Here is a 19585-nt window from a genome sequence, read left to right on the forward strand (position 1 = left end):
ACTATTATAACGTTAAAAAAATGGATTGGTTACAAAAAAACTCCTAATTTCTTAGGAGATTTCTATTTATTAATAAAAGCTATCTAAATCAATAACGTTATCTTCTTGAATTTGGGTAACTCGTTGCTTGGCTTGTAATTCTGCTTCTGCTTCGCGATAAATCTCTTCGCGTTTTTCATTGGCATCAATATTTAGAACAAATCCTACCGCTACTGAAAGAACCAGAACACTGTTTCCTCCCTGTGACAAAAATGGGAAAGTAACACCAGTTGACGGAATCAATCCTGAAATTCCTCCGATATTAACAAAAGTTTGCATCAAAATCATCCCACCGATTCCAAGAGCAATCATAGAGTTAAATGGATTCTTAGCCTTAATCCCAACATGCATGATGCGCAAGATTAGGAAAAATAGCAGAGCTAGGATGAGGCTTGCCCCAATCATACCAAGCTCTTCCATAACAACTGGGAAAACAAAGTCTGTCGTTGCTTCTGGAAGGTAGCCGCCCTTTTCAATAGAATTTCCAAGTCCACGGCCAAACCAGCCGCCATTACTCATCGCATAATAAGAATGTGCTAACTGGTGTCCCGAATCGGACAAATCATTAAATGGGTTAAAGAAAGCACTGAAACGTTTAGCAACGTAACCAAAGACAGGAACTTTCCCCATCTTATCAACCCCTACAATCGCAATCATACCGAGGAAGACTGTTGAAAGAGCTGTTACTGTTGCCAAGATGGCTGAGAACCAGCGGTAACCAATACCACTAATAGAATACATAATCAATCCAGTCAAAACAATGATAGCTGCATTTCCAAGGTCAGGCTGAGCAGCAACCAAAAGAATCATGACTAATGAATACACACGCCAGTCTTTCAAATCACTCATCTTAGTCGGCCACCATTTACGTTTTGTCAAGGCTTGATAATCATACGTTGAAATTAATTCCTGACGTCTAGCAAAAGTAAATGCTAAAAACCAAACAATGATGATTTTCAAATATTCAGCTGGTTGGAAACTAATCGGACCAATAACAATCCAACCGTGAGCACCGTTGACAGTCTTGGTGAAGAAACGCGCAATCAACAAGAGCACTACTTCTACCATCATCGTCATTGTCAAAGTACGAGAGTTTTTTAAAAAGTTTAATTTTAATTTATATATAAAAAGAATAGCAACTAGACTAATTATCCAAAAGACTCCTTGGTTCAGTACTGACATAAAGGGATTTATACCGTATTGAATCAGTGTCGCACTGGTTGTTGAATAGACAACAATTAATCCAATTACTGAAAGGATTAAATAAGGCACAAGGATAGAATAATTTAGGAGATGCCTTTTATCAATTTTCATAGAGTCACCTATAATATCTTCGATTTTATCATATGACATTATATCATCTTTCTGGACTAAAAAAAAGTCAAAGTCTGAGAACTTAATCCCAGACCTCGACTTTGGTTAAACATATCAGCCAGAATTACGTAATCCTGTGGCAATACCGTTAATTGTAGTGTGAATGAGTTTTTCGTAATCTTCGTCTAACTCATCATGACGCAAGCGTTTTATTAACTCAATTTGAATGTAATTCAAAACGTTAAAGTATGGAATGCGATAATCCAAGCTTGCGCGAAGTGATGGATTTTCTTCCAACAAGTTATCATGTTTTTCAATTGCCAAGATGACATCTTTTGTCAATTGCCATTCATCAAGAATAATATTGAAAACATTACGAACTTCTTCACTTTCAGCCAATTTTGAATATTGGAAAGCAATATTCATGTTTGATTTAGACAATACCATGTCTACGTTTGAAAGAAGTGAATGGAAGAATGGCCATTTTTCATACATGTGTTGAAGTTTTTCAAGATTTCCTTCTTCAGCATCGATGAAATGTTTGAAGGCTGAACCAACACCATACCAACCCGGGAACATGATACGACTTTGTGACCATGAGAATACCCAAGGAATCGCACGAAGACCAGAAATTTCTGTGATTGTCTTACGAGCAGCCGGACGTGAACCAATGTTCAAGCTTGATACTTCTTTAATTGGAGTAGCTTCGAAGAAGTAATCGTAGAAATGTGGATTTCCAAATACCAAATCACGGTAAACGCCATTTGAATATGTGACAATACCATCCATTGTTTCACGGAATGTATCAATCTCATCTGGATTAGTGATCATACGAGTTACGATACGGTCAACAGTTGCTGAGAGCAACATTTCAAGATTGTAGTAAGCAACGTCTTTATTACCATATTTGTTTTCGATGATTTCACCTTGTTCTGTAAGACGGATACGGTCTTTGATAGAACCAAACGGTTGTGATGTGATAGCTTCATATGAAGGACCACCACCACGGCCAACAGTACCACCACGACCATGAATGAAGGTTACTTTAATATCGCGTTCTGAACCGATACGAGTCAATTCATTTTGAGCTTTGTAAAGTGTCCATACTGATGATAGGTAACCACCATCTTTGTTACTATCTGAGTAACCAAGCATGATTTCTTGGTAACCTTTGTTAGCTGAAACCCAACGACGAACAATATCATAGTCAAGATATTCTTCCATGATACCACGTGAGTTTTCAAGGTCTTCGATTGTTTCAAAAAGTGGTACGATTTGAACACGTGCTTTTTGATTATCAAGCAAACCAACTTCTTTAAGCATGATAGCCAATTCAAACATATCAGAAACACTTTCAGTATGTGAAATGATGTGTTGTTTGATGACTTCATCACCTAATTTATCTTTAAGGTAACGAGCTGTTTGGAAAATAGCCAATTCTTTTTGAAGTTGTTCAGATTTTTCAGCATTTGTTGATGACAAAGTACGTGGATCTTCTTGCAACACTTTAAGAAGCACTTTAACTTTTTCTTCTTCAGAAAGAGCGCTGTAATCTTCAACAATATTTGCTGATTTCAACAATTCTGCGACACAAGCTTCGTTAACACTTGAATCTTGACGCATATCAATTGTTGCAAGGTAGAATCCAAAGACATCGACAGCTTGAAGCAACTCACTAAAGTCACCTGTCAAGAGGGCATCATCATCGTTATCAAGCAATGATTGTTTGATGATGAGCAAGTCGTCTTTAAATTCTTGAGCAGTTTTATAACTTGGAATTTCATCTTGAAGTTCTGATGAAACTTTATTAACTTTGTTTTGTAAATATTTAGCAATAACACTTGCGTTGTTAGTGCTTGCGTAAACATCTGAACCAAGTTTACTATTTTCAAGTGCACGACGTGAAATAGTTGGACCAGCTTTCAATTCAATCAATGTTTGAATCAATTTTGATTGGATGTAATTGAAGGCTTTACGGTATGGTTCATTTTCGCGGTAAATTGACTTATCGCTAGATAGCTCAGCCAAACGTTCAACTTCAGGGCTGATTTTTGTCAACGTTGTTGAAAGTGAGAATGTGCGGTAAAGGCCTGTCAATTTTTCAATGTAGTAATTGATAATGACTTCACTTTGAACAGTAGCTGACAAACGAAGTGTTTCAGCAGTTACGTATGGGTTACCATCACGGTCACCACCGATCCACATGCCCATTGTGATAGGTTTTGGATTTTCAAGGTCAATACCTTTTTCAGCGGCCAAACGTTTGTACTCTGACGTCAATTTAGTAATCGCTTGAATTAAGGATCCATTGTAATATTCCATTACATTGGTAATTTCATTTTTTACCTTAAGTTTTTTCTCACGAATGATGTCCGTTTGCATGATGATTTCAATGTAACGGCGTAAGTCAGTGTACCATTTGTCGCGGTTAACAACTCCTGCTTTCACATCACGGTATTTACGCAAAAGGTCGTGAATATGATTTGTTAATTCAAGAACCGTTTTACGTTGAACTTGTGTTGGGTGGGCAGTCAATACAGGTACAACATTTACATTTTCAAGGATTTCTTTAGAGTTTTCGCTTTCTGAAACCATGTCAACTGTCATAGAGAGCTTGCCAAGATAATCTTGATTTGTATTATTTTGGTAGTTGATTTCATAAGCAAAGTCAACGTCTTCAGAAATGTTGATTAAAAGTGGCAAAATTGAAAAATAACGAGACACAACAACCATCTCTTCGTTGGTTAACTGAGCTACTAATTCTTCAAGTTTGACGTATTCATCACTTGCTGACAATTCAACAATGTTTTGAATTTTAGCGAATACCTCATCACCAACCATCTGATGGGTTGTTTCATCGAGCAAGCTTTTTAAAACTTTGACTTCCTCGGTAATGATCGACTGGGTATCATTGTTCTCCAGTTTTTGGATTGTCACACTCTTCACTCCTTTTTTGTTCGGATTTTAATCCTTTATTACAAGCGTACTACTTAATCATACCACTTTTTACGGAAAATGTAACCCAATTTCTATAAATTGCACATTATTTTATATAATTTTCTGACTTTTTTAAACAACCTTCTTCACATTATTTCCTGACAAAGCTTGTTAGATGGGCAATGTCACCGCTTTACTAAAAAATTGATATTCCACAAAAATTTTTTTGAAAAAATTTTAACAGTTCTCTTTTTATTTCACTACTTTTTTCTGATATACTGAGTCATAATAAAGTTATAAGAAGAGGTAGAACATGGAATTAAAACAACGTTCAGAATTTCCTGAAAATGAACTTTGGGATCTAAGTGCCCTTTACCAAGACCGCGAAGATTTTTTACGAAGTATTGAAAAAACACTTGAGGATATCACACTTTTTAAAAAGAATTATCTAGATAATTTGAAAACCGTTGATGATTTCACTCGCGCCCTTTACGAAGTTGAACAAATCTACATCGAAATGAGCCACATCGACAACTATGCCTTTATGCCACAAACAACTGATTTTAGCAACGAAGAATTTGCTCAGATTGCTCAAGCTGGTGCAGATTTCTTTACCAAAGCTAACGTAGAACTCAGTTTCTTTGACACTGCTCTTGCTACTGCAGATTCTGAAATTCTAGATACTTTGGAAGCTAATCCGCATTTTAGCGCAGCCATCCGCCAAGCAAAAATTAAGAAAAGTCACTTCATCTCTCCAGAAGTTGAAAAAACACTGACCAACCTTGGTGAAGTTTTTAGCGCTCCGCAAGATATTTACACAAAAATGCGAGCTGGTGACTTCGCCATGGATGATTTTGAAGTAGAAGGTAAAGTTTACAAAAACTCTTTTGTTACTTATGAAAACTTCTATCAAAATCATGAAAATGCTGAAGTACGTGAAAAAGCCTTTCGTTCTTTCTCTGCCGGCCTTCGAAAACACCAAAATGCAGCAGCTAGCGCTTATCTCGCACAAGTTAAATCTGAAAAACTGATTTCTGACATGCGAGGCTATGATTCAGTCTTTGATTATCTCCTGGCTGAACAAGAAGTTGACTGTGACATGTTCAATCGCCAAATAGACCTTATCATGACTGAGTTTGCTCCAGTAGCCCAAAAATATTTGAAACACGTTGCTAAAGTCAACGGCATTGAGAAAATGACATTTGCGGATTGGAAACTTGATTTGGACGGCGAGTTAAATCCACAAATTACTATCGATGATGCTTATGATATAGTCATGAAATCTGTGGCACCTCTTGGTCAAGAATACGCAAATGAAGTCTCACGTTTCAGAAAAGAACGCTGGGTTGACTTTGCCGCAAATGCCAACAAAGATTCTGGCGGTTACGCTGCCGACCCATACAAAGTTCATCCTTACATCTTAATGAGTTGGACTGGTCGTATGTCTGATGTTTACACACTCATTCACGAAATCGGGCACTCTGGTCAATTTATCTTCTCTGACAATAACCAAAGTTACTTCAATACTCACATGTCAACTTACTACGTTGAAGCTCCATCAACCTTCAACGAACTACTTTTAAGTGATTATCTGGAAAAACAATTTGATAACCCACGTCAAAAACGTTTTGCACTTGCTCACCGCTTAACAGACACTTACTTCCACAATTTCATCACACACTTATTAGAAGCAGCCTTCCAACGTCGTGTTTACAGCTTAATTGAAGAAGGTAAGACTTTTGGTGCCGAACAACTTAACAGCATTATGAAAGACGTCCTAAGTCAATTCTGGGGTGATGCCATCGATATTGATGATGACGCTGCACTTACTTGGATGCGCCAAAGTCACTACTACATGGGACTTTATAGCTATACTTACTCTGCTGGTATGGTTATTTCAACTACAGGTTACCTTAACCTAAAACGTAATCGAGACGGTGACAAAGATTGGCTAAATTTCTTGAAATCTGGTGGTTCACGTACGCCACTTGACACTGCAAAATTAATCGGTGCTGATATCTCAACCGCTCAACCACTTCGTGATACCATCCAATTCTTGAGTGATACCGTCGACCAAATCATTACATACACAGAGGAGCTTAATCATGACTAATCTATACAACTTCACTGTCAAAGCCCAAGATGGATCAGACATTTCTCTTTCAAAATACCAAGGTAAAGTCCTTTTGGTGGTTAATACCGCAACTGGTTGTGGTCTAACGCCACAATACGAGGGCCTGCAAAAGATTTACGATAATTATCATGATAAAGGATTTGAAATTTTAGATTTTCCTTGTAACCAATTTATGAATCAGGCGCCGGGAACTGCTGATGAAATCAACACTTTTTGTACTTTAAATTATCACACAACATTTCCACGTTTTGCGAAAATCAATGTTAACGGAAAAGAAACTGATCCCCTATACAAATGGCTGAAAGACCAAAAGAAAGGTCCACTTGGCAAACGTATCGAATGGAACTTTGCGAAATTCCTTATTGACCAAAATGGAAATGTCGTCAAACGCTTTTCTGCAAAAACAGAACCTGAAACAATTGTTACAGAACTAGAAAGCCTTTTCAAATAACATACCCCAGAAAAGCTTATTGCAACGGCTTTACTGGCGTTACTGACTTTCGTGATGTCCATAGATAGTTTGTTAAAAAATATGACAATTTGGTTACAAAATGATCATTGTTTTGATTTTTGATTCTTTTTACGCTAAAATATGACTAATGAGAAGACGATTAAAACCAATTGTTGTTGTAGTTTTCTTCGCCCTGTGTGGGCTATTTCTCGTGATTGGTAAAGTTCACTCTGATAGCTTACGAAAGCAACAACTGGCTTCGGCTAAAGCTTCTATTCCAACTATGAGTAGCTCAAGCACGACACCTACCACTACATCAACTTCAGAAACTGATGAAGAATTTGTTCTTAATCCAATTATCGACGTTTCAGGTTGGCAACTACCAAATGAAATTGACTACGATACTTTATCTCAAAATATTTCTGGTGCTATCGTACGTGTCTATGGAGGGTCACAAATCAGTAAAGATAGCAACGCTGCCTATACAACTGGTATCGATAAATCGTTTAAGACACATATCAAAGAATTTCAAAAACGAGATGTGCCTGTAGCCGTCTACAGTTACGCCCTCGGCAAAAGCGTCAAAGAAATGAAAAACGAAGCAAGAACTTTCTATGAAAATGCTTCGCCATACAAACCTACTTTCTACTGGATTGACGTTGAGGAAGCAACTATGTCAGACATGAACAAAGGTGTACAGGCATTCTTAAGTGAATTAAAACGACTTGGAGCTGAGAAAGTAGGTATCTATATCGGTACTTATTTCATGACCGAGCAAGAAATTTCTGTCGACGGTTTTGATGCTGTATGGATTCCTGCTTATGGTTCAGACTCAGGTTACTACGATGCTGCTCCACAGACAGACTTGGATTACGATCTTCATCAATATACATCACAAGGTTACCTTGGCGGGTTTGATTCTGCTCTTGATTTGAACCAAATCGCCGTTACCAAAGATCGAAAAGAAACGTACGAAAAACTTTTCGGAAAAGCTGATAACAAATAAAGGACTAGCATTTTGATTTTGCTAGTCTTTTTATTTTTCTTTAAGCCAATCAAACTATAATTTAGACATGACAATAAAGAAACATCTCTCTCGGAGGAAACGACATCAAAAATCAGTTTACCTAAACATTTCTGTCTTAGTCATTTCCTCTGCTGCACTTATAATCATTTTTTCTAAACTATTCTTTTCGGGAATTATTACACACGCGCTTGATCAAGGCTTGGATTTGTCATCAGCTAGCAACTACACTACGTCTCAAACAGCCACTGTCTCAAACACTAAAGCTAATATTTACACAAAAAATGGCTCAAGCACCAGTCTTCCAAAAGATACCGAGTTATCTATCGATGCTTATTATTACAAAGCTAAAATCAATGAAAAAGAAGTTACCCTTGCAGAATTTGACATGAATGGTAAAACTTACTATATCGACACCAAAGATATTTCACTACAGCAAACAAACGCCATCAACCAATATATTGCTGGGACACTTACCTATTCACACAGCGAGATTACAGATAGTATTGAAAAGAGCTTTGAACAAAGCGCTTATAAAACCTCTGATGGTAAACCTCGTGGAATCATTATTCACGATACTGGCGTTGATAATTCAACTATCCAAAGTGAAGTGAACTATATGATTCAAAATTATGATGAAGAAGGCATTTTTGTCCATTCTTTCATCGACGATGCAACCATTCTTCGTATTGCTGATGAAAATTACGAAGCTCAAGGCGCTGGTGCCAAAGCCAATCCTTACTACATTCAATTTGAATTAACACATGAAACTTCACAAGACGGCTTTGCAAAGCAATTAGCCAATGCTGCTTATTACACGGCGTACATGCTAAAAAAATATGACCTTCCCGTAACACTTGGTCAAGAAAATGGAAGCGGAAGTATTTGGACACACGAAATGGTTAGCCAATATCTTGGTGGAACAGACCACGTTGATCCAACTGATTATTGGAGTGAAACTGGCTATTACTATTTTGGATGCGATTATGATGTTAATGACTTTGTTGAGCTCGTCCAAGCGTATTATAATACTCTTTAAAGGTGCAAACTTGTACCTTTTTATTTTTTTAGTAAAATAGAGAGTGAATAGACTGAAATAGAAAGATTGAGAGGAAAAATGGCAAAAAAAGCGAAATTAAAAAAGACTTTAGTCGACCAAATTTTAGATAAAGCAAAAATTGAACATGACAGCTTAGCCATCAATGCCTTAAAAGATGAGTTACCTGAAGGCGTTGAAAAATCAGATATTTTCAAAACTTTAGCGCTTAGTGGTGATAAAACTGGTCCTCTAATCGGAATCGTACAAATCACCGAACACCTTTCCGAAAAGAAATTGGCCAAAGTTTCTGGAAATAAAAAAGTCAGCATGATTCCACAAAAGAATCTTCAAAAAACAACTGGCTACATTCACGGCGCTAACAATCCTGTCGGCATCCACCAAAAACACAATTTCCCAATTTTCATTGATAATCGCGCTCTTGAAATGGGAACTATGATTGTCTCTGCTGGTGAAGTTGGACGCTCAATCCGCATCGATAGCCAAACGTTGGCAGATTTTGTCGATGCAAGTTTTGCTGATTTAATTGATGATTCACACCAATGATAGCTTAGATTGGACAGAAAAATGAAATTATATTTTGTAAGACATGGTAAAACACAATGGAATCTTGAAGGACGTTTTCAAGGTGCAAATGGTGACTCTCCACTCTTAGAAGAATCTGTTCGCGACCTCGAAAAATTAGGAGAGTATCTTCAAGATATTAAATTTGATGCTGTTTTCTCTAGTGACTTAAAACGTGCCAGTGACACCTGCAAAATCATCATGTCACGCAACAACTACCCAAAAGCCATTAGTTTTCAACCTGCACTTCGTGAATGGCATCTTGGAAAATTAGAAGGTAGCAAAATCGCAACTATGACTGATATTTATCCTAAACAAATGGATGCGTTCCGTCATAATCTTGCTAAATTTGACAACGAGATTTTCAATGCTGAATCTCTTTATCAGACAACAAAACGTGTAGAAGCTTTTATTCGTTCAATGAAAGGTCGCCCATTTCAACATGTCCTTTTAGTTGGACACGGCGCTAACTTCACTGCTTCTATTCGTAACTTACTTGGTTATGAACCAGCTGTTTTACGTTCTAATGGTGGTTTAGATAACGGCAGTGTCACTGTTCTTGAAACCTTTGATTTCAATCAATACACTTGTCTTAAATGGAACGATACATATTACAAGGAAAAATGATTTAAATAGCAAAAAGCCCTCCGTATGGAGAGCTTTTTATTATTTACTGTGTCTTGCGTATTTCATACGAAGAATTTTTTCTTGTTGTTTGTCCAAACGAAGTAGGATAACAACTTTATCGATACTCATGTTACTTTCTAGCAAACGTTCTGCTGCCATCATCAAACCGTTGTTAATTCCCATTTCAAGAATTGGGTTTTTCTTGTCATTAACGTCAAAGATGAATTTGTTATCTGGAAGGTCAAAGAGAACTTTAACAGCACCAAATAATTGTTCAAAGTTATCAATAGCAACGTCATAAACCGGTTTGATACCAGGTTTCAAGCTACGTCCACGGTGGTTAAACCACATTGAATGCCAGCCACCATTGAAGGCACCGACAACGTCGTTGTCGTAAGAATCTCCAACGTAAAGTGTTGTTGCAGGGTTCATGTCAAATTGCTCAGCAGCAAGGTTGAAAATTTCTTTTTCAGGTTTTTGGAACCCAGTTGCTTGGCTGACAAGAACACGTTTTGGATCAACGTAGTCATAAAGACCAAGTTTTTTAACTTTTTTCAATTGGTGTTCTGTTGGACCATTTGTGATAATTCCCATTGGAACGCCTTTTTCTTTAAGAAAATCAAGCGTCATGCGCATTTCGTCAAGCATTGTAATGTTTTCCAATTCTTCTTCGTAGATTTCTTGGAAATGCACGCCAGTTGCTTCATCGATTTCGCGATAACCAAATTCAAGCAATGTTTCTTTACAACGCCAGAAACGGAAATATTCAGTTGTCCATTCACCAGCCATAACACGTGGGAAGCCAACATCTGAATAATGACGGAAACGAATGTAAGCTTGATTGATTTTACTCATATCAAAATCAGGAAAACATTTCTCAACGGCAATGCGATAAGGTGCCTGTTGGTCATAAATCGTATCGTCAACATCAAAAACAATTGAAGTAATCATGAATCTCTTTTCTCTCTAAGTTATTTTTACCGTCACATATTATACTATTTTTTGCCTTTCTTTTCAATTAAAGCACGGAAAACACTTTCTTACTCCAAAGCCTGATTAAGGCAATAAAAATAAAGTGAATTCTAGCGCCATTTATGTTACAATAGGAAAGAATATATATTGGAGGAAAACATGTCAAACGAACACATCGAAGAATTAAACGACCAACAAATCGTGCGTCGTGAAAAAATGGCAGCTTTGGCTGAACAAGGCATCGATCCTTTCGGAACTCGATTTGAACGCACAGCTACTTCTGGTCAATTAAAAGAAAAATACTCTGACAAAACCAAAGAAGAATTACATGAAATTAACGAAACAGCTACTATAGCTGGTCGTCTTATGACTAAGCGTGGTAAAGGTAAAGTTGGTTTTGCTCATATCCAAGACCGCGACGGTCAAATCCAAATCTATGTCCGCAAAGATGCTGTTGGTGACGAAAACTATCAAATTTTCAAAAAAGCAGACCTCGGTGACTTCCTCGGTATCGAAGGTGAAGTTATGCGTACAGACATGGGTGAATTGACAATCAAAGCTACTCATCTTACTCACTTGTCTAAAGCGCTTCGTCCACTTCCAGAAAAATTCCATGGACTTACAGATGTTGAAACAAAATATCGTAAACGTTACCTTGACTTGATTTCAAACCGTGAAAGCTTTGAACGCTTTGTGACTCGTTCAAAAATCATCTCAGAAATTCGTCGTTACCTTGATGGACTTGGCTTCTTAGAAGTTGAAACTCCAGTTCTTCACAACGAAGCTGGTGGTGCTGCTGCTCGTCCATTCGTCACACACCACAACGCGCAAGATATGGACATGGTTCTTCGTATCGCAACTGAACTTCACTTGAAACGTCTTATCGTTGGTGGTATGGAAAAAGTTTACGAAATCGGACGTATCTTCCGTAACGAAGGTATGGATGCAACTCACAACCCTGAGTTCACATCTATCGAAGCTTACCTTGCTTATGCTGACTTCAAAGACATCATGGATTTGACAGAAGGTATCATCCAACACGTTTCAAAAGCTGTTAAAGGTGATGGTCCAATTTCATACCAAGGTACTGAAATTGCCATTGACAAACCATTTAAACGTGTTCACATGGTTGATGCTATCAAAGAAGTCACTGGTGTTAATTTCTGGCAAGAAATGACTCTTGAAGAAGCTCAAGCTATTGCCAAAGAGAAGAATGTTCCAGTTGAAAAACACTTCACTTCAGTTGGTCACATCATCAACGCTTTCTTCGAAGAATTTGTTGAAGAAACATTGATTCAACCAACATTCGTATACGGACACCCAGTTGAAGTATCTCCACTTGCTAAGAAAAACGCAGAAGATCCTCGCTTCACTGACCGTTTCGAACTCTTCATCATGACTAAAGAATACGGTAATGCCTTCACTGAGCTTAACGATCCAATTGACCAATTATCACGTTTCGAAGCTCAAGCTAAAGCTAAAGAACTTGGTGATGACGAAGCGACTGGTATCGACTACGACTACATCGAAGCCCTTGAATACGGTATGCCACCAACAGGGGGACTTGGTATCGGTATCGACCGTCTTGTCATGCTCCTTACAGATACAACAACAATCCGCGACGTCTTGTTGTTCCCTACAATGAAATAATTTAGATTAAAAACGTTGATAAATCAACGTTTTTAGTTTATAAAGAACAAAACTTACGACAATAAAAACGAAGTTAGATATCTTCTTGCATAAAAAACGAATATCTTACCTAGAAAATCATTCTAGGTAAGATATTCGTTTTTTAATATATGTTCAAGTATCAAACTATCTGAAAAATAATCATTCAGAATTTCTTCACTATCTAGACAATTTAAATTTTATTTGTATCAATTACACGTTTATATATTTTCACTTTATGTTCAAAAGATTCCTGTCCACCTTCAAGGTAATTTACAATATGTTTTTTTATTGTATCTTCACCCGGATATCCACATTTTTTAACCCATCCGTGTTCACCATCAGATTCCATCAAAATAACTAAGTCAGACATTGCATTTGTCACTATTGTAGCATTATGAGTCGCTATAATAATCTGACGTTTGTCCTTCACATCCCGTAACACTTGTACTAAATTATTATAAATATACCGTGAATCCAAATTATCTTCTGGCTGGTCTATAAGTAATGGCCGATTATCGTTTGTAAATTCTGAATATGCAAGAATAAAATCAAGCATTGCTACCACCTTCTGCCCTAAGCTTAGATTCATTACTTCTTTAAAAATTACTTTTTCATTTCCATCTGTCACTTTAGAATTGATATTAAATTCTAGAGATAATTTTTCACAACCATTATATACATCTTCCAAATATTTTTGAACTAAACTGATATCCAAATCATTCCAAAGTTTAAAAATCTCATTCAACAATGTATCATCTACTTCTTTAAGATCAACATCATAAGACAAACTACTGTCCTTAGCAAATTTTTTAATAGAATTTTCACCTTCAAGATTTCTATTATTTAATAAATTTACAAAAGTCTTAAAATCGTTTCTTTCAAAAATCATCGCAAAATATTCGATAACTTCTCCATTTGTTAAACGATATCCTTTAAAAGAATTGTCTAAATTCTTTCTGTTGAGTATATGAAATTTTCAACTTTTCTGACTGAGTATCATTAAATAAACTTATACAAGATAATATATCATTTTTCTGTTTTTCTAATCGCTTCTCTTCATTTGACATAAAAGATAAAATTTCATCAATTGAAGAGATTTGGCTAGAAGTTTGATATTTTTTTATATTATTATCTTTAGAAATTACCTCAAATAAATAGTCACTTATTCTATCATCACTAGCAATATTTACAAGTTGATTTACCGAATACCTATTATCAAACATTTGATCGATTATTTTATATTTTTGAGTTTTATTAAGTTTAATGAGGTTTGATTTTTTTTGAACCTCATATATTGATAAATACTTATCCTTAATTTTCTCCTTTAAACGATTTTCATAATACCAATACTTCGAGGTAGCTTTTGTTTTTACTCCATAGACTTCGTATATATCTTCTCCTTTTTTCTGAGTGGGTAAATTAAGTTCAACAATATATTCTTTTGATAACATCTCATACAAAATATATACTCTGGAATGAATAGATAAAAATTCAAACTTTTGTTTCGTATCTGCTTTTTGTGATAATACTAATTGAATCAAATCTAAAATGGTACTCTTTCCAGTTCCTCTTCCTCCAATTAAGCAATTTAAGGAATCTGAAAATTTTATTACAAAATCCAAGTTTTCCATTTGTAAATAAGAATTTTCAAGAGCAGGTATATAAATTCCACGTATTGTTTTAGTCTTGTTATTTTCTGGATTCTTTAGTTCAACTGATATATCATATTCAGATAATGCTTCTCGAAGCTGTTCATAAGTCCTTTTACTAAATTTTATCCACATTGAATTTATCGAATGATTTTCAATATAATGAGAGTCATTATCAAGAACAAAAAATAGTATAGTACTTTTCTTAAAAAAATCTGTAAAATAGCTATTAACGCTAGTTATTTTCTCAGGGTTCGATACACCAATAATTTTAGTATAAGCTGCAGAGAAGAGTCGTTTCTTATATGCAATTGAAAAATGTTTATTTTTAAATACATCTGAACTATTAATATGGGCTATGTATGCAAGACAATCTTCACGTATAAATGTGTCTAATACTTCTAGACTTGACTTAAAAGATTCCTCCTTAACACTCATTAAATTATCGCCAAGCCAGCCTTGTATGAATTCAAATTTACTATCTGGAAAAGCTATCAAAACATGCACTCTATCCGCACAAGAAATTTCAACTCCATTTATTACCTCAATATACTCTTTATCTTTATTTTGAGGTAAGTTAGATACTAACTTAATGGCCTTCTTTATTTTTTTTATACCTAAAGTAGTGTTGTGATCTGATACTACAACTACTGATATATTTTCATTATAAAGACTCTGAGCAACTGTTAAAAATGAAATTTTCTCTTTTCCATTTTTGAAACCGTCATCGCTATAATTTTCATACAAAATACTATCGCCTTTAGATGTCTGAAAAAATTCACCTGGAAATATTTCCCGTTTTTTCACTTCTTCCATATAATCATTAATTGTTAAGCCATTCCATTCACTCTCCGATAACTTTTCCCATTTTTTAAATAATCTATAATCATGAGATTCTGGAGTATGCACGTGAAATAAGGTCTTACGATAACTTCCAAATTTATCTTTTTCGCCCCTAATTTTGTCATATGCTCGTTTCGCTTCTAAATTAGCTATTTCCTTCATCTATTCTCTCTTTTTAAGTCAAATTTATTTTACTTTATTAACTTTGAAATACTTTTCAAAATAATACCATCGACAGCAGAATATCATTAATTGTCAAATTCTAAAATCAGATAATATAATTCTTAATTGTATTTTATCTTCCTAAAAACGTACAAAATTGTTCGCTTATCGCAAATATAATTACTATACTATAAGCACCTCACCATTCTAATACTTCTAATCATCTTTTTCAATACTCTAATTATCTAAAAATTAGATTTTTTACATCAAAAACCACCTACGTTATGTAGGTGGTTTCGTTATACTCTATTCCCCATCACTCTTTTACTTTTTTATCTGCAAAATAGGCTAGTGGTGTTGTGAGGAGGACAATTAGAGAACCGATAACAAATACTTGGTCAAAGGCTTGGCTAAGATTTTTATTTTTAGAGTCTTTTATTTGGTTGAAAGTATCGGTTAATTCTTCTTTTTGAGCTAGTAATTGGATGGCTAGACCGAGTTGCGTTTGCCCTTGAGCCAAAGGTAAAAAGGCTGAGTTTAATTGTTGTGGAAGATTTGCAACAACTTTTTCGGTACCTGCTACTAATTGACTATTTGCATCATAGAGCTTACGGTAATCACTATCTTTTTTAGGAAGTGGAAGATTATCTGTTTCTTTGGCGACAGCTTTTATCTTCTTAATCATTTTATGCTGCTTGCTAGAAGCATCAGTAGTGTTTTTACTTGATTTGAAGGTTTGTTTGATTTCAGATTTTGCAACTTTTTTCACTGAATCAGATAACTGGTGTTTATCGATTTGAGCATAGGCATCATGTCTGATATTATCTTTGGCGGTGTTAATATCAGCATTCAAAATAGTTACCAACAAAGCCATGCCAATCGCTTGTCCGATATATCTTGAGGCATTAACAATCCCAGAACCAATTCCTGCTTTAGTAACAGGAAGGTATTTTACAGAAGCAGTCAAAGCCATGGCCATAAAGCCTAAACCAAGACCGATGATAACATTACAACAAATGATAATACTTTTTGAAGTTCCATAATGAACTAAACTTAGCATAAAGAGCCCGCCAGCTGTAATAAACATCCCAATGCAAACAAGGAGTTTAGCTGAAATTTTTTGATACATTTTTGTTGCCAGTGGCATTCCGACAACAATGGCTAAAGAAGCTGGGACAATAAGATAAGCTGAATGAAGGGCACTATAGTTGCGAACATTTTGAAGGAAGTAATTCAAAATCAATGACGGAACAATAATCGCAAAGCCAAAAATCATGTAAATGATGCTTGAAGCTGTGAAGGTCTTTTCCTTAAATAAAGACAATTCAATAATTGGTGATTTTACTTTTCCTTCTACAACAATTAATAAAATGAATCCAATAATGCTAATGGCAAAGCTTGATAGGATAATCGTAGATGTCCAACCATACTCTCTACCTTCTAAAAGACCAAAGGTTAAACCACCTAGAGTACATGTTAAAAATAACATCCCGAACCAGTCAATCTCTTTAGCAATACTGAAATCGTAAGATTCCTCATTTCCCCAAAGGATCAATAAAAAGGCAAGAATGGCGATTGGAACATTGATTCCAAAAATCCAGTGATACGTTGTCCAATGGATGATTAAACCACCAATTACGGGACCGCTAGCTGCAGCTAAAGCACTGAAGGCTCCCATAACAGCAGTCACTTTACTAGTACTTGATTTTCCAAAAAGTGCAATCCCCATTGGTAAAACAATCGGTGTCAAAATAGCCCCACCAATTCCTTGGAAAAAGCGGTAGACGATTAGCAAACTTAGAGAACTTGCTGTCATACAGACAAAAGAAAAAACACCAAATAAAGCAACACCAATCAGCATCACTAATCTGCGACCATATAAATCAGCTAACTTTGAAGCTGTGATAATGAAAACAGCCATTGCCAAAACATAAATCGTTGAAACCCAGCTCGTATCCGTTAAGCTAGAATCCAAATCCTTCATGATATCTGGCAAAGCAATATTAACAATGGTAGCATCCAAAGCTCCCATAAACATGGCAAGAACCAATCCAATAAAACCAAAAGATTTTCTAATCTTTGACATACATCTATCCTTTCATCATGAAAACTTGTCCCCATTAAGATAAGTAAAGGAACAAGTTGAACTATCATCGCTTAACGCTTTGATAATTCATGAAAATAGCATATAATATTGTTAACCAATTAACCATTACACATCTTAAAAATATGTTTAAATAAGAAAAATATGACTAATATTCGAAAAACTAACAGTGTTGAAAACTTAAAAGAAGCTCTTATTGAGCTCCTTCTTGAAAAGAATTATTCAGAAATTAACGTTTCTGACATTGCGAAAAAAGCTGGTGTTAGCCGAGGAACCTTTTATCAGCATTTTCTTGATAAAGACGACCTTGCCACTACAATTGGTGAAAAGACATCTCAAAAATTTAGAACTATTTTATCCAAAGGAAACCTTGATAAACCAGATAAAATCCTTGAAAGCCTTGAATGCATTAAAACAGATGCCAAGCACTTTAAAGCGATTTTCCAAGCACCACATGTGCAATTCTCTAAAACGGTTCGCGTATTGCTAGAAGATTTGATTACTAGTAATGTGAATCTCAAAAATCGAATCAAGCAAAAAACTAAAATTTCTGATGATTTAGTTATTCAAGCCTTCTGTGCCTCTTTTGAGCGAATCATTTCTGCATGGATTGAAAGTGATTTTCAAAAAGGCCCAAAAGAAATCAGCGAAATTATCGTCAAAACAGAAAAATTATTTTTATAGAAAGTCCCACATAGTAAATATGGGGACTTTTCTATTTTCCAAAATGCAATTATCTAAAATCAAAATACTATTTTTAAAATCATTAAAATATTTTTTATATTGACAAAATAATATAAAAAGCTATAATTATAGCAACGAAAGGAAGATTTGTGATGTTAAGAAAATACAAGGATTTTAATCATTTATTTTTGGGGCGTCTTATCAGCAATTGCGGAGACTCAATTTACACCATTGTATTATCATGGTATGTGTTAGAAACAACCAATAGTGCTTGGTATGTCGGATTATTAAACTTTTTAATCTTCATTCCAAATACCTTCTCTTTTATTTTTGGTAAAAAAATTGATTCTTCACCTAAAAAAGCTTTATTAGTATTTCTAGAATTTGCTCAATTGTTAGCTGTTCTAGGAATTATTTTAGGAATCACTTTAAGAAGTACAAATACTAATCTTAGTTTAGCCATTATCTTTATCGCTGTTTTTCTAGCTTCAACAGTTGGTCTTAACACTTATACTGTCCAAGATGCTTTAGTTCCTAAAATTGTTTCCACTAAAGATTTAGCAAAAGCAGAAATGTATATGTCTGTAGCCTACAATGGTACGGAATATGTCTTTACCGCTATCAGTGGTTTCTTACTTTCTATTTTGAGCTACATTCCACTGCTATTAATCGATGTTTTAACGTTTTTAAGTTCGATTTTACTATTTCGAAAAATAAGTTTTAAAGAAAAAATTGAAAACACAAGTGAACAAACAGGCTTGTTAAGTGGCTTACATTTTATCTGGAAAAATAAAGTCGTATTCTCCATTACGTTAGGCGGTGCAATTTCCAATTTTCTTTTTGGAGGTTTTAACGTTTATCAATTATTAATTGCAAAAGATGTTGGGAATTCAACATTTTATGGTCTGTTGGTTTCTGCTTGTGCTGTTGGAACCTTGTTAGGAACAACGGTTGCTGCTAATTTTGTATTAAAAAAACTTAATTTAGGTAAAGCTTTTTGGATTGCTACTGCTATTTTTGGTATAGGAATTGGTTCCTCAGCAATGGTACATAGTCGTTTTGTGTTATTATTGATTTGGTTTGTTTCATGTCTGTTCCTAGGTGTCACTCATGTTGCTCAAAAGCCTATTTTACAGACTGAAATTCCAACTGAAAACCTTGGAGAAGTTTTTAGCGCTTTTTACACGGTGACAATTCCAACTCTTGCGATTGGTTCATTAGTTTTTGGCTACATTGCTAAATTTTTGACATGGCGACTATTTCTTGTATTATTTACATTTTCATTTCTTTTAGTTAGCTTACTTTATTTTTCAAATCAAAAACTAAGAGAATACGCTATTTCTTAACGGAGAG

General features: G+C 35.3%; 15 protein-coding genes. 9 read left to right on the forward strand and 6 right to left on the reverse strand.

Annotated elements, in window-relative coordinates; translation table 11 throughout:
• Window positions 1–69: 69 nt before the first annotated feature.
• Window positions 70–1353 (reverse strand): cell division peptidoglycan polymerase FtsW, encoded by a 1284-nt coding sequence (gene ftsW / locus JG537_RS01200; protein ID WP_199542584.1) that lies wholly within the window; start codon window positions 1351–1353, stop codon window positions 70–72.
• 114 nt (window positions 1354–1467) lie between these two features.
• Window positions 1468–4290, reverse strand: a complete 2823-nt coding sequence (gene ppc, locus JG537_RS01205) for a phosphoenolpyruvate carboxylase (RefSeq protein ID WP_199542586.1) — start codon at window positions 4288–4290, stop codon at window positions 1468–1470.
• A 313-nt stretch (window positions 4291–4603) separates the two neighbouring features.
• On the opposite strand from ppc, the gene pepF reads away from it, so the two are divergent.
• From pepF to JG537_RS01235, 6 genes are all read left to right on the forward strand, one after another.
• The gene (gene pepF, locus JG537_RS01210) at window positions 4604–6403 is read left to right on the forward strand and encodes an oligoendopeptidase F (RefSeq protein WP_199542596.1); all 1800 of its coding nucleotides are present in this window, start codon (window positions 4604–4606) and stop codon (window positions 6401–6403) included.
• Window positions 6396–6875: a glutathione peroxidase gene (locus tag JG537_RS01215; protein ID WP_199542598.1), complete on the forward strand. Its 480-nt coding sequence runs from the start codon at window positions 6396–6398 to the stop codon at window positions 6873–6875. Before pepF ends, JG537_RS01215 begins: the two co-directional genes overlap by 8 nt.
• Before the next feature lie 148 nt (window positions 6876–7023).
• Complete coding sequence (locus JG537_RS01220; RefSeq protein WP_132869092.1) at window positions 7024–7881, forward strand: glycoside hydrolase family 25 protein; 858 nt, start codon at window positions 7024–7026, stop codon at window positions 7879–7881.
• Between the two features lie 67 nt (window positions 7882–7948).
• Window positions 7949–8938: a peptidoglycan recognition protein family protein gene (locus JG537_RS01225; RefSeq protein WP_199542601.1), complete on the forward strand. Its 990-nt coding sequence runs from the start codon at window positions 7949–7951 to the stop codon at window positions 8936–8938.
• A gap of 78 nt (window positions 8939–9016) precedes the next feature.
• Window positions 9017–9502, forward strand: a complete 486-nt coding sequence (locus tag JG537_RS01230; RefSeq protein WP_132869090.1) for an aminoacyl-tRNA deacylase — start codon at window positions 9017–9019, stop codon at window positions 9500–9502.
• A 21-nt stretch (window positions 9503–9523) separates the two neighbouring features.
• Window positions 9524–10147, forward strand: a complete 624-nt coding sequence (locus JG537_RS01235; RefSeq protein WP_199542604.1) for a histidine phosphatase family protein — start codon at window positions 9524–9526, stop codon at window positions 10145–10147.
• A 39-nt stretch (window positions 10148–10186) separates the two neighbouring features.
• Here JG537_RS01235 and JG537_RS01240 read toward each other — a convergent pair whose 3' ends face one another.
• On the reverse strand, window positions 10187–11098 hold the full coding sequence (locus JG537_RS01240; protein WP_074481457.1) for an HAD family hydrolase: 912 nt from the start codon (window positions 11096–11098) through the stop codon (window positions 10187–10189).
• A gap of 180 nt (window positions 11099–11278) precedes the next feature.
• Between JG537_RS01240 and lysS the strand changes: the two genes are divergently transcribed.
• The gene (lysS, locus tag JG537_RS01245) at window positions 11279–12769 is read left to right on the forward strand and encodes a lysine--tRNA ligase (RefSeq protein ID WP_199542607.1); all 1491 of its coding nucleotides are present in this window, start codon (window positions 11279–11281) and stop codon (window positions 12767–12769) included.
• Between the two features lie 211 nt (window positions 12770–12980).
• Here the strand turns inward: lysS and JG537_RS01250 are convergent, their stop codons facing one another.
• The 3 genes from JG537_RS01250 to JG537_RS01260 form a co-directional block, all read right to left on the reverse strand.
• Window positions 12981–13679 (reverse strand): AAA family ATPase, encoded by a 699-nt coding sequence (locus JG537_RS01250; RefSeq protein WP_199542609.1) that lies wholly within the window; start codon window positions 13677–13679, stop codon window positions 12981–12983.
• A 43-nt stretch (window positions 13680–13722) separates the two neighbouring features.
• Complete coding sequence (locus tag JG537_RS01255) at window positions 13723–15444, reverse strand: Spaf_1101 family AAA-like ATPase (RefSeq protein ID WP_199542611.1); 1722 nt, start codon at window positions 15442–15444, stop codon at window positions 13723–13725.
• Between the two features lie 316 nt (window positions 15445–15760).
• On the reverse strand, window positions 15761–17530 hold the full coding sequence (locus JG537_RS01260; RefSeq protein ID WP_199542620.1) for a DHA2 family efflux MFS transporter permease subunit: 1770 nt from the start codon (window positions 17528–17530) through the stop codon (window positions 15761–15763).
• Between the two features lie 162 nt (window positions 17531–17692).
• Here JG537_RS01260 and JG537_RS01265 point away from each other — a divergent pair, with 162 nt between their 5' ends.
• Window positions 17693–18232 carry a TetR/AcrR family transcriptional regulator gene (locus tag JG537_RS01265; protein ID WP_199542623.1) on the forward strand — a complete coding sequence of 180 codons (540 nt, stop codon included), beginning with the start codon at window positions 17693–17695 and terminating at the stop codon, window positions 18230–18232.
• Between the two features lie 149 nt (window positions 18233–18381).
• Complete coding sequence (locus JG537_RS01270; protein ID WP_199542626.1) at window positions 18382–19578, forward strand: MFS transporter; 1197 nt, start codon at window positions 18382–18384, stop codon at window positions 19576–19578.
• Window positions 19579–19585: the final 7 nt, after the last annotated feature.

The organism is Streptococcus vicugnae, from assembly GCF_016461705.1.
GTDB classification, from domain to species: domain Bacteria; phylum Bacillota; class Bacilli; order Lactobacillales; family Streptococcaceae; genus Streptococcus; species Streptococcus vicugnae.